This is a genomic window from Paracoccus thiocyanatus, assembly GCF_900156255.1.
In the GTDB taxonomy this organism is placed as follows: domain Bacteria; phylum Pseudomonadota; class Alphaproteobacteria; order Rhodobacterales; family Rhodobacteraceae; genus Paracoccus; species Paracoccus thiocyanatus.
In genome coordinates, this window is sequence record NZ_FTMK01000022.1 from 12,510 (window position 1) to 24,490 (window position 11,981).

The 11,981-nt window shown below is 66.6% G+C and carries 10 protein-coding genes and 1 tRNA gene; 6 read left to right on the forward strand and 5 right to left on the reverse strand.

Annotated elements, in window-relative coordinates; all coding sequences use genetic code 11:
- Positions 1-60: 60 nt before the first annotated feature.
- The 4 genes from cas2 to F3H32_RS14135 form a co-directional block, all read right to left on the reverse strand.
- Positions 61-405, reverse strand: coding sequence for a CRISPR-associated endonuclease Cas2 (gene cas2 / locus F3H32_RS14120; protein ID WP_223191461.1), 345 nt, complete (start codon positions 403-405; stop codon positions 61-63).
- Positions 402-1,337 carry a type II CRISPR-associated endonuclease Cas1 gene (gene cas1 / locus F3H32_RS14125; RefSeq protein ID WP_316702641.1) on the reverse strand — a complete coding sequence of 312 codons (936 nt, stop codon included), beginning with the start codon at positions 1,335-1,337 and terminating at the stop codon, positions 402-404. Before cas1 ends, cas2 begins: the two co-directional genes overlap by 4 nt.
- A gap of 49 nt (positions 1,338-1,386) precedes the next feature.
- Positions 1,387-4,605, reverse strand: coding sequence for a type II CRISPR RNA-guided endonuclease Cas9 (cas9, locus tag F3H32_RS14130; protein WP_223191462.1), 3,219 nt, complete (start codon positions 4,603-4,605; stop codon positions 1,387-1,389).
- 503 nt (positions 4,606-5,108) lie between these two features.
- Positions 5,109-5,184: transfer RNA gene (locus F3H32_RS14135), tRNA-Lys, on the reverse strand.
- A 142-nt stretch (positions 5,185-5,326) separates the two neighbouring features.
- On the opposite strand from F3H32_RS14135, the gene dapF reads away from it, so the two are divergent.
- Together dapF and mtaB are read left to right on the forward strand one after the other, a co-directional pair.
- On the forward strand, positions 5,327-6,109 hold the full coding sequence (gene dapF / locus F3H32_RS14140) for a diaminopimelate epimerase (RefSeq protein ID WP_262494991.1): 783 nt from the start codon (positions 5,327-5,329) through the stop codon (positions 6,107-6,109).
- 5 nt (positions 6,110-6,114) lie between these two features.
- A complete protein-coding gene (mtaB, locus tag F3H32_RS14145) occupies positions 6,115-7,368 on the forward strand; it encodes a tRNA (N(6)-L-threonylcarbamoyladenosine(37)-C(2))-methylthiotransferase MtaB (protein WP_149766416.1) in 1,254 nt (417 codons plus the stop codon).
- Positions 7,369-7,397: 29 nt separating this feature from the next.
- Here mtaB and F3H32_RS14150 read toward each other — a convergent pair whose 3' ends face one another.
- Positions 7,398-7,763, reverse strand: a complete 366-nt coding sequence (locus F3H32_RS14150) for a DUF983 domain-containing protein (protein WP_149766393.1) — start codon at positions 7,761-7,763, stop codon at positions 7,398-7,400.
- 256 nt (positions 7,764-8,019) lie between these two features.
- On the opposite strand from F3H32_RS14150, the gene F3H32_RS14155 reads away from it, so the two are divergent.
- From F3H32_RS14155 to dxs, 4 genes are read left to right on the forward strand one after another with little or no spacing between them, the layout of a single operon-like run.
- Positions 8,020-8,937, forward strand: a complete 918-nt coding sequence (locus F3H32_RS14155) for a histone deacetylase family protein (protein WP_149766394.1) — start codon at positions 8,020-8,022, stop codon at positions 8,935-8,937.
- Positions 8,934-9,170 carry an exodeoxyribonuclease VII small subunit gene (locus F3H32_RS14160; RefSeq protein ID WP_149766395.1) on the forward strand — a complete coding sequence of 79 codons (237 nt, stop codon included), beginning with the start codon at positions 8,934-8,936 and terminating at the stop codon, positions 9,168-9,170. Before F3H32_RS14155 ends, F3H32_RS14160 begins: the two co-directional genes overlap by 4 nt.
- Positions 9,170-10,033: a polyprenyl synthetase family protein gene (locus tag F3H32_RS14165; protein WP_149766396.1), complete on the forward strand. Its 864-nt coding sequence runs from the start codon at positions 9,170-9,172 to the stop codon at positions 10,031-10,033. Before F3H32_RS14160 ends, F3H32_RS14165 begins: the two co-directional genes overlap by 1 nt.
- Before the next feature lie 25 nt (positions 10,034-10,058).
- Positions 10,059-11,981, forward strand: coding sequence for a 1-deoxy-D-xylulose-5-phosphate synthase (gene dxs / locus F3H32_RS14170; RefSeq protein ID WP_149766397.1), 1,923 nt, complete (start codon positions 10,059-10,061; stop codon positions 11,979-11,981).

An 11,981-nucleotide genomic window follows, 5' to 3' on the forward strand; every position in this document is an offset into this window, starting at 1 on the left:
AGCTTCTGTAAATACAGAAGAATACAGCAGGATGGAATGTAGTCAAACGGGGAAACGGCATCAGAACAGCACCAGTTGGGATGGATTCTCTCGCGCCTCCCGGCGGCCCTGATCCGAAAAATGCACGATGTCGCGATATTGGCGGTCTGTCAGGGTCAGGATCTGCACATCACCTTGCGAGGGCAGGGCGCGCTCGATCCGCCGAACTCGGCTCTCGAAAGCTTCCTTGCCGTTGATGAAACGGGCGTAGATCGAGAACTGGCTGCGTTCAAAGCCCTCGTCCAGCAGGAAATTGCGGAAATTGCCGGCAGCTTTCCGCTGTGGCCTGGTGTCGGTCGGCAGGTCGAACATCACGAGGATCCACATCAGGCGATACCCGCTGAGAAAGGTTGCAAGGCCGCTCATTTCCCCAGTCCGGCCAGAATCAGGGGCGCGGGCGGCACGGGCAGGATCAAGCGCAACTGGCGCGATTCGAAGCTTTGGGCCAGCGATACGGCCAAGCGCGACAGCGCGACCGATACGGGGCTCGTCTCACCGGCCAGCGGCAGGTCCAGGGCGATCAGGTCGGCCATCTGCCTTTTGGCCTGCGGGGAAACCTCGGGGCCGTCGGCTTCGGCAATGGCGCGTGCGGTCAGATCGACAAGCGGCCGGAACGGCTCCATCAGGTCATCGGCCAGGGCGAAAGCGTTCGAGCGGTTGGAATGGAACAACCCGATGGTCGGATGCAAGCCCGCGGCCACGACGGCCCGCGCCGTGGCGGCGCGCAGAACGGTATAGCCGTAATTCAGCAGCGCGTTGATGTCGGGCAGGTCCGCGTCGCGGCGAAAGCTTTTGCCCATCATCATCGGCCAATAGATGCGTGCGGCCTGCGCCTCGGCGTTGCCGCTGTCGCCGGATTGCACCGAGCGGGCGATCATCTCCAGCGGAGCGGGCGGTTGGCCGATGGCGGCAAGAGCCGCGGCCTGCATCTTGATTTTGGCGATGACGACCTGTTTCCACGCCTGCTTGATCAGCGGTTGGGCGGCGTCCCATTGCGCGCGCATCCGGGCATTCTGCATGTGATGGGCATCGAGCGCGCAGATGACCGCGCGAGGCTGGTGATTGGCCCCGCACAGGACCACGGGGGCGCCGCGATTTGCCAGTTCGACCAGAAGCGAATTGCTCCAGGTGATGCCGTGCGAATGCGCGATCACCGCGCTGATCTGATCCAGCGGCACACGGCCGATAACCTCGCCTGCCGCTTCGACCTTCATGAAGCCGCGATCACGCGAGAGGTGACGCCCGTCCTGGCTGATGTCAACAATCTGATCCAATGGGAAAAATACCCGACGCGACAAAATAAGAAATGTTAACGCGCCGGGCGATTCGGTCCAGAGGAATCTTGTATCAAATTGCGCCAGAATCGCGCATGCGACCGGTTTCATCGACAAGAACCCGGCGCGCGCCGGATTTCATCAGGCTGCTTGGCTGGAACCGGATAAAAACATCTTCCTTGTCGCGGCGATAGCGCTGATCCGCGTTGCTTTCGTTATGCGCGACCATCACGATGGTGCCGATTGAACTGAATTTCACCACGACCGCCACCACCGGCCCGAACTTGCTGTTGTCCAGCCGGACCATGTCGCCTTTGTGGAAACGCATCAGCCGCTTTGCCGCTGGATGCGGCTTCTTCTCGCCGGGCTGATGGGCGTCGAAGGTCGAGACGACCTGATGGACCGGCTTGCCGTCCGGCATCCGCCAGACCTCATAGCGTTGGTTGCTGTCGCCCTTGTAGCCCTTGTACGGGCGGCCCTGCCGGTCACGGATCTGGATCACGTCCACCGGTTCGATGATCCGCACATGGCGGATGCGGTGATAGGGGCCGGGACGCTCGCGAAAGGTTTTCAGGGCTGCCTGCAACTCCTTGCCGCTCTTGTCGCCGATGGCCTGCCGCAACAGCGATGCCAGATGCGGATCGCGAAGCTTGTCCAGCATCGCCTGGGTCAGGCTGTCAAAGGGCTTGCGGGTGACGACCAGCGGCACCCCGCGGACGGATTCGCCGGTCAGACGATAGGCGGTGTCGTTGTGCAGCTGCCCGGCGGTCGAGTCGCGGCCCTGTCGCTTGGCCTGCGGGTCGATGCGGCCATGATCGGCGCGGTGGCTGACCGTTGTCATCCTGAGCTGCTTGTCGAGGTCATTGCGGAAATCCTCCCATGGTGGGGGGATCGAGCCTGCCAGTTCCTCCAGCCCGTTCTCGACATTGGCCTTGGCGATATCGGCGATGCGCTTGACCATGCCCTGATCGGTCGCGCCGATAACCGCGGCGTCGATCATGTGATGGCGATGGTCCTGGCGATTCTTGGCCTTGGCGGTGCCGCGATGGGCGTCGGGCAGCAGGCCGTTCAGCCCCCAGTGCCGGCGCAGCATTTCTGTCAGCTTGCCGGCAACGACCCAGATCGGGCGGCGACCCGTGGACAGGGCGTCGGCATAAAGGCTTTCCAGATATTCCCGCGCCAGCCGGGACAGATACTGGGTATCGACCAACGCGCGGGCGGTGAAATCCCGCTGGCCCTCGAATTTCTCCATCGCGTCGGGTTGGAAGCGCCAGCTTTTGCCATCCGGCAGGTTTTTCAGATTGGCCTCGATGGCCGGCCATTTCGAAGTGCCACCCCAGGCTTCCCACGGAGTCTTGTTGCGCTTTTCGCGGTTGGCGGATTTCAGGCAGATCACGCGGTTGTTGAAACCATCGTCCAGGGTGCGGGAATAGGGCAGGATATGGTCGATATCGCAACTGCCGTCGAACAGCATCGTGGCGCTGATGCGTTCCCCGGTATAGGGACAGCAGCGTTTCAACACATCCATCGCTGATTCTTCCCAAACCCGCAAAATGGCCCGGTTGCGGCCGTTATCCTCGACCTTCAATTCCTCGATCAGTTTTTGGCTGCGCAGTTCGGCGGCGCGCTGGTTCTTGGCGTTGACCTGCGCCAGGTCGCGCTTCTGCTCTTCGCTCATCTTCAGGTCGCGGGCGAGCTCCAGGACGATCTCGTGCGGGCGGCCGTGGATGTCGATCATCCGGTTCACCAGCCGCCGGATCTGGCCCAGGCCGATATGCACGGTCGGGTTGGTGATGCGGCCGAAACGGGTCACGTCGTCGTCGGTTTCCTCGCCGCTGCCCGGCAGGACGTGCCGGTCGAGGATCTGCCCGTAATAGGGCAGGCGGTCCAGGACCTCGCCCGTGCCCAGATGCGAATGGTTCCAGCCGCAGAATTCGACCGCCTCGTTATAGGTCGCGACCGCGTGATCCGCCGTGCCGCCGATCAGCGCGGCGAGGATGCGGCGGGTGGCCGTCTCGCCAAGGCGGCCGAAACCTTCGGGCAGTGGCGCGTCGGCAATGGCGCGGGCGCGGGCGCGGTCAAAGCCGGTGCGCTCGACCAGCCAGTCCACCAGCCTTTCACCGTCCTGTTCGTCGCGCAGTTGCTGGATGATTTCCCATTGATCGTCTACGCTTAGCGCCGACCAGCCTGGGCCATAGCGGTCGGGATGGGCAAGGCTCATCCGCACCGGATCGCAGGCGATGGCATCGCGCATCGCGGTTTCCAGCGAAAAGGCTTCGTCCGGGCGCAGCTTGATGACCTTTTTCAGCGCGACCAGGGTCAGCTTGTTCGCACCTGGGCTTTTGGCCGGTGCCTTGCCGTTCAGGGCGGTGACGATCTTGTCGCGCTCGTCCCGGCTCAGGCGGCGCCGGGGCTGGCCCGGCGCGGTGACCCGCAGCATGTTCACCGTCTCGTAAAGCGTCCGCTGCTGCGTCAGCGGATGCGCCTTGGGCAGGCGGCGCTCGGGCAGGAACAGGCAGCGGCCGATCGCCGGCGCTTTCAGCGGCCGCTGGTAGAAGATCGTCTCGAAGAACAGGTCTCGCAACTCCTCGGTCAGTTCCGGGTGGTGCGGGGCCTGCGCCTGCCAAAGCTTGTGAAACTCCTCCTCCAGGTGGCGGCGGTCGGGGTAGAAGTCATAGCCCGGCTGTTCCTTGCCGCCCTCGCCGGTCAGGTGCGGGTTGATCCGGGTGCGGACGGCAGGGACCGCGCGGGCGTCGCCTGCGCCGGCGCGGCGCATGTGCAGGAACTCGCCATAGCTGCGCGCGCCCGCCGCCATCATCGCCTGATCCAGCCGGGCCGAGGCATCCGCGATCAGCCCGCCCTCGTTATCGCCCTTGTCGGTGCGGCGGTTCGACTTGAACCCGCGCCGCTGGTTCAGATGGAACAGCGCCCGGCCCAGATGGGTCAGCGGCAGCGCCTGATCCAGCCCGGTCGCCCGCAGCGCATAGGGATCAAGAACGGTCAGCGCCGCCGCCTCGTCGGGATCTTGCGGCATCAGCCCGGCCTCGGCCATGCGTTTCATCAGCATGGCGCGGCGGCGCAGGTAACGGTCACGGCGCCGCCGCATGGCGCGGGCATTGCGGCGCCCCACGGCAAGCGACTGCCCGGTCTTGGCCTCGCGCCCATCGCCGAAGATCCGCACACCGCCATCCAGGATGCGCACGGGCCGGTTGTCCACAATCTCGTAGAGAAGCCAGCCGATGGATGAAGATCCAATATCGAGGGCGAGGCGGGTGAGCATGTTCGAGACCATCTTTTTGGCAATGCTTACGGGACGATAGCTTGCAGTCGCCCATGTGGCGAGGGAATTTGCAGGAATTCGTATGTTACGCTGGACTGCGATTTCTGATGGCTGACATTGCGCTTGACGGATCCGCCAAACCATTGTTTCCTGCCAGCATTCAGAAATCGCGGTCGAGCGGCTAACAAGCTCGACAGAGCACCACATCGGAACACGGGCTACGGCCCGTGTTTCCATTGGTGCGGTCCTCTTATGGAAGCGTTGCGCGACACAGCGGACGGCGCGGTCGGCCGGGCGGATTGTGGCACCCGGCCATCCGATGCCAAAGGCAAATATTCTGGAATCGCCCGCCCGCAATCAGTCTAAACGACGCAAGACCACTCCGAACTCCGACCTGCTACGTCAGCTATCACGCTGATTTGCCCAACTGCTGGCTGTCGGGTAAGGTAATTGCTGCGTTCTGCGCGAGCGACTGCTCAACGACTTGGATATCATCCGAGAGTAAGGAAGTTCAGTGGTGAGCCCGACAGGATTCGAACCTGTGACCCACTGATTAAAAGTCAGTTGCTCTACCAACTGAGCTACGGGCCCATCGCACGGGGGGCTAACTACGGGCGGCGGCGGATAGGGTCAAGCGGAAAAATCATCGCCTCTGGCAGAATCTTTTCCGCAGGATTATGTCGGCGCCATGGAACATCCGCAACGCCCCGGTCCCCGCCGCCCGCTGCCTTTCATGAAGATGCACGGGCTTGGCAACGACTTCGTCGTCATCGACAGCCGCCAGACCGGCGCGCTGCCCGATGCTGCGACCGTGGCCGCCATCGCCGACCGCCATCGCGGCGTCGGATTCGACCAACTGGCCGTCATCCTGCCCGGCGGGGATGCCGATGCGCGGCTGGTGTTTTTCAACGCCGACGGCTCGGTCTCGGCGGCCTGCGGCAATGCCACGCGCTGCATCGCCCGCTTCCTGATGGATGAAACCGGGGCTGGTGGCTTGCGGCTGGCCACCGACCACGCCCTGCTTGCGGCCGAGGATGCGGGCGGCGGGCTGACCCGCGTCAACATGGGCGCGCCGGTGCTGGACTGGGCCGGGATCCCGCTGGCCGAGGATGTCGATACGCTGCACCTGCCGGTTCCCGGCGATCCGGTGGCGACCGGCATGGGCAATCCGCACATGACCTTTTTCGTGCCCGATGCGGCAGCGGTGGACCTGGTCCGCTTTGGCCCGGAACACGAGCATCATCCGCTTTATCCGCAGCGGACGAATGTCGAGGTCGTGCAGGTCGTCTCGGACAGCGAGATCGTGCTGCGCATCTGGGAACGCGGCACCGGCGTCACGCTGGCCTCGGGGTCCTGTTCCTGCGCGGCCGTGGTCGCCGCGGCAAGGCGCGGGCTGATCGGGCGGCGGGTGCGCGTCAACGTGCCGGGCGGGGTGCTGGAAATCGACTGGCGCGAGGACGGGGTCTGGATGACCGGGCCGACCGCGCATGTCTTTGATGGGGTCTGGCGCGGATGACGGACATGAAGCCCCCGGTTTTCGCGACCCTCGGCTGCCGGCTGAATGCCTATGAGACCGAGGCCATGCGCGAAATGGCCGAGGCGGCCGGGCTGCAAGGCGCGGTGGTGGTGAACACCTGCGCGGTGACGGCGGAAGCCGTGCGCAAGGCCCGGCAGGAGATCCGGCGGCTGGCGCGGGAAAATCCCGGCGCCCCGGTCATCGTCACCGGCTGCGCCGCGCAGACCGAGCCCGAGACCTTCGCCGCCATGCCCGAGGTCGCCCGCGTCATCGGCAACCACGAAAAGATGCAGCCTGCGACCTGGACCGCTATGCAGGCCCCCGACCTGATCGGCGAGACCGAAAAGGTCCAGGTCGACGACATCATGTCGGTGCGCGAGACGGCGGGGCACCTGATCGACGGCTTCGGCCGGCACCGCGCCTATGTGCAGGTGCAGAACGGCTGCGACCATCGCTGCACATTCTGCATCATCCCCTATGGCCGGGGCAATTCGCGCTCCGTGCCAGCGGGGGTGGTGGTGGACCAGATCAAGCGGCTGCGCGACCGCGGCTTCAACGAGGTGGTGCTGACCGGGGTGGACCTGACGTCCTGGGGGGCGGACCTGCCGGGGCAGCCGCGGCTGGGCGATCTGGTGATGCGCATCCTGCGGCTGGTGCCGGACCTGCCGCGGCTGCGGATTTCCAGCATCGATTCAATCGAGGCGGACGAGAACCTGATGCTGGCGATTGCCAGCGAGCCGCGGCTCATGCCGCATCTGCACCTGTCCTTGCAGGCCGGCGACGACATGATCCTGAAGCGGATGAAGCGCCGCCACCTGCGCGACGACGCCATCCGCTTTTGCGACGAGGCGCGGCGGCTGCGGCCCGGCATCGTCTTCGGCGCCGACATCATCGCCGGTTTCCCGACCGAGACCGAGGCGATGTTCGAAAGCAGCCTGAAGCTGGTCGAGGATTGCGGGCTGACATTCCTGCATGTGTTCCCCTATTCGGCAAGGAAGGGGACGCCCGCGGCGCGGATGCCGCGCGTGCCCGGCCCGGCGATCCGGGAACGGGCGGCGCGGCTGCGGGCGGCGGGCGATGCGGCCCTGGCCCGGCATTTGCAGGCCCAGGTCGGCGCGGCGCGCATGGTGCTGACCGAAGGGCCGCGGCTGGGACGCACCGAGCATTTCGCCGAAGTGACCTTTGACCGGGACATGCCCGAAGGCTCGCTGATGGAATTGCGCATTGCCGGCCATGACGGCCAGCGGCTGCGTGCCTGAGCGCCGCGGCCTGGGGTCCTGGCCGGTGGTCAGGCGCCGCGGTCCTGTTCATGCCGGGCCCAGAGATAGCCGATGAAGGCGCCCTTCACCAGGCGCAGGATGACCAGGGTCAGCAGGGTCATGGCCAGGCCCACGATGCCCAGCAGAACCACCGGGTCCGGGCGATAGGCTGCCCAGGTGAACCCGATCATCGGGATCAGCAGCAACAGCATGATGGTCATGGTGAAGAAGGCCGGCCCGTCGGCGGCGCGGTATAGTCCCAGCGGCTCGTCGCAGACGGCGCATTTCGGCACGATGGCGAGATAGCCCCTGAACAGCCGTCCCTGTCCGCAATTGGGGCAGCGGTTCAACAGCCCCCTGGTGACGGCCGCCCTTTCGTTCCGTTCCGCTGCCATGGCCTTCTCCTGTTTCGGTCGGCTTGCTTGCCTGGCGGGGTAACGCGCGCCGACGGCATTCGGATGCGTCCGCTGGAGCAGCCGGGCGAAGGGGGTTGCTGCACGGGCCAGACCGGGGGCTTTGCGCCCCCGGACCCCCGCAGGATATTTGCACACGAAAGAAAGGCGCGCGGGGCGCGGTTCCGGCGGATGTCCGGGGTCCGCGGGGGGAAGTTTTCCTTGCCCTGCGCCGGGCCAGCCCATAATCCGTGCGGTAATGACCCTGCTTTTCACCCATCCTTCTGGGCACCGGCATGTGACGCCCCCCGGCCATCCCGAGCAGGTGGCCCGGCTGGACGCCGTGCTGGCGGCGCTGGACGGGATGGACCTTGGGCGGCGCGAGGCTTGCGCGGCGCAGGACCAGGACCTTCGGCGCGCCCATCCGGCCGATTACCTGGAGCGCCTGCGTCTTGAATCGCCGGCCGAGGGCTGGAACATGCTCGACCCGGATACGGCCTTGGCGCCGGGCAGCCTGGATGCGGCGCGCCACGCCGCGGGCGGGGTCTGCGCCGCCGTCGATGCGGTTTTGGCGGGCGAGGCGCCCAATGCCTTTGTCGCCATGCGCCCGCCGGGACACCATGCCGAGCGCAGGCGCGCGATGGGGTTCTGCATCCTGTCCTCGGTCGCGATCGGCGCTTTGCGGGCGCTGGAGCATCACCGGCTGGACCGGGTCGCGGTGCTGGATTTCGACGTGCATCACGGCAACGGCACCCAGGACGTGCTGTGGGACGAGAAACGGGCGCTGTTCGCCTCGACCCACCAGATGCCGCTTTATCCGGGCACCGGGACGGCTGCGGAGCGGGGGGCGCATGGCCAGGTGGTGAACATTCCCCTGGCGCCGGGCAGCGGCGGGGCCGAGGCGCGGGCCGCCTGGGCGGCGATCTGCGACCGGGTCGCGGCATGGCGGCCGCAGCTTGTGCTGGTTTCCGCCGGGTTCGATGCCCATGCCGCGGACCCGCTGGCCTCGTTGATGTGGGACGAGGGTGATTTCACCGCCATCACCCGGATGATCTGCGATACGGCGGCTGCCTGTTCGGCCCCGGTGGTGTCGGCGCTGGAAGGCGGTTATGATCTGGCCGCTTTGGGCCGCGCGGTGCGCGCCCATGTCGAAGTGCTGAGGGAGACCGCCGCGTGACCGAGATCGAGAACATGTCCTTCGAGGAGGCGATGAAAGAGCTGGAGGCCACGGTCGGCCGGCTGGAGCATGGCGAGGCGTCGCTGGAGGAATCGATCAAGCTTTACGAGCGCGGCGCATTGCTGCGGGCGCATTGCGACCAGCGCCTGCGCGAGGCCGAGGAGCGGGTGGAAAAGATCACCCTGGCCGCCAACGGCCAGCCGACCGGAACCGCCCCGGCCGAGGGGCTGTAATGCTGGACCGGCTGGAGGAGGTCAAAGCGCAGGTCCAGGCCGCGCTGGACGCGGCCATGGCCAGCCTGCCGGCGGGCGAGTTGACCGACGCCATGCGCTATGCCTGCACCGGCGGCAAGCGCATCCGCGCCTTCCTGGCCATGGAATCGGCGCGGCTGTTCGGGCTGGGCGACAACGAGTCGCGGCCGGTCGCGGCCGCGGTCGAGGCGCTGCACGCCTATAGCCTGGTGCATGACGACCTGCCCTCGATGGACGACGATGATCTGCGCCGCGGCCTGCCGACGGTGCATGTGCGATGGTCCGAGGCGACCGCGATCCTGGCCGGCGATGCGCTGCAAAGCCTGGCCTTTGCCCTGCTGACCGAGCCGCAGGTCGGCCCGGCCGAGGCGCGGCTGGCGTTGGTGCGGGGCCTGTCCCAGGCGGTCGGCGGGCGCGGCATGGTCTGGGGCCAGGCGCTGGACATTGCCGCCGAAACCGCAGCCGTTCCCCTGGATCTTGCCGCCATCACCCGGCTGCAAGGGGCCAAGACCGGGGCGCTGATCCAGTTCGCCGCCACCGCCGGCGCGGTCATGGCCGGCCAGGATCCCGGCCCGCTGGCGGAATATGCCCGCAACCTGGGCCTGGCCTTCCAGATCCAGGACGACATCCTGGACGTGACCGGCAGCGAGGCCGAGACCGGCAAGCGCACCGGCAAGGACGGCGCCGCGAACAAGGCGACCTTCGTTTCGCTTTTGGGCCTGGAGGGGGCGCAGGACCAGGCGCGCGCCCTGGTTCGTGATGCCGAATGCGCCCTGGACCCTTATGGAGAGGCCGCAGGAAACTTGCGGCAGCTTGCACGTTTCGTTATCGAACGCGACGCCTGACAGCCCGCCCGGAGAGGGGCAAGCCATGACCCATGAGACTTCCCACCGTCCCGCGACCCCGATCCTGGACCGGGTGCATCTGCCATCCGATCTCAAGGACCTGACCGATCGCGAATTGCACCAGCTTGCCGACGAATTGCGGGTCGAGACGATCAGCGCCGTTTCCGTGACCGGCGGCCATCTGGGCGCGGGCCTGGGCGTGGTCGAACTGACCGTGGCCCTGCACGCCGTATTCGACACCCCGCGCGACAAGATCATCTGGGACGTGGGCCACCAATGCTATCCGCACAAGATCCTGACCGGCCGGCGCGACCGCATTCGCACCTTGCGCACCGCAGGCGGGCTGTCGGGGTTCACCAAGCGGTCGGAAAGCCCCTATGACCCGTTCGGGGCCGGGCATTCCTCGACCTCGATCAGCGCGGCGCTGGGCTTTGCCATGGCGCGCGAACTTGGCGGCGATCCGGGCGATGCCGTCGCGGTGATCGGCGACGGCGCGATGAGCGCGGGCATGGCCTTCGAGGCGCTGAACAATGCCGGCGACCTGGGCAAGCGGCTGTTCGTGGTGCTGAACGACAACGAAATGTCCATCGCGCCCCCGACCGGGGCGCTGTCGCGCTATCTGACCCGGCTTTACGCCGAAGGGCCGTTCCAGGACCTGAAAGCCGTGGCCAAGGGGGCCGTGGGCTTTCTGCCGACGCCGCTGCAACAAGGCGCGCGCCGCGCCAAGGAGATGCTGAAAGGCATGGCCGTCGGCGGCACCCTGTTCGAGGAACTGGGCTTTTCCTATATCGGCCCGGTGGACGGGCACGACCTGGACCAGCTTTTGCCGCTTTTGCGCACCGTCAAGGCGCGGGCGGCGGGGCCGGTGCTGCTGCATGTGGTGACGCGCAAGGGCAAGGGCTACGGTCCCGCCGAACGCGCCGCCGACAAGGGTCATGCCACGGCGAAATTCGATGTCCAGACCGGGACGCAGGCCAAGGCGAAATCGAACGCGCCCAGCTATACCTCGGTCTTTGCCCGTGCGCTGGTCGATCAGGCCGCCCGCGACGACCGCATTGTCGCCGTCACCGCCGCCATGCCCGATGGCACCGGGCTGAACCTGATGGCCGAACGGTTCCCGCGCCGCTGCTTTGACGTGGGCATTGCCGAACAGCATGCCGTGACCTTTTCGGCCGGGCTGGCTGCGGGGGGGATGAAGCCGTTCTGCGCGCTTTATTCGACCTTCCTGCAACGCGGCTATGACCAGGTGGTGCATGACGTGGCGATCCAGCGCCTGCCGGTGCGCTTTGCCATCGACCGCGCGGGGCTGGTCGGCGCCGATGGCGCCACCCATGCGGGGGCCTATGACATCGCCTTCCTGGCGAACTTGCCCGGCATGGTGGTCATGGCCGCCGCGGACGAGGCGGAACTGGTCCATATGGTCGCCACCGCCGCCGCCCATGACGAAGGCCCCATCGCCTTCCGCTATCCGCGCGGCGAAGGCACCGGCGTCGAGATGCCCGAGCGCGGCGAGGTGCTGGAAATCGGCAAGGGCCGCGTCGTCGCCGAGGGCAAGCGCGTCGCCATCCTGTCCTTTGGCACCCGCCTGGCCGAGGTGATGCGCGCGCGCGAGGCGCTTTCGGCGCGTGGCGTCAACCCCACGGTGGTCGATGCCCGCTTCGCCAAGCCGCTGGACCGCGATCTGATCCTGCGCCTGGCCCGCACGCATGAGGCGCTGATCACCATCGAAGAGGGCGCGGTCGGCGGCTTCGGCAGCCTGGTCGCGCAGCTTCTGTCAGACGAGGGCGTCTTTGACGGTGGCTTGCGCTTCCGCCAGATGGTGCTGCCCGACACGTTCATCGACCATGCCAGCCCCGAAGCCATGTATCGCGACGCCCGCATGTCCGCCCCCGATATCGAGGAAAAGGTGCTGGAAGTCCTGGGCGTGGCGCTGGCGAAACGAGCCTGA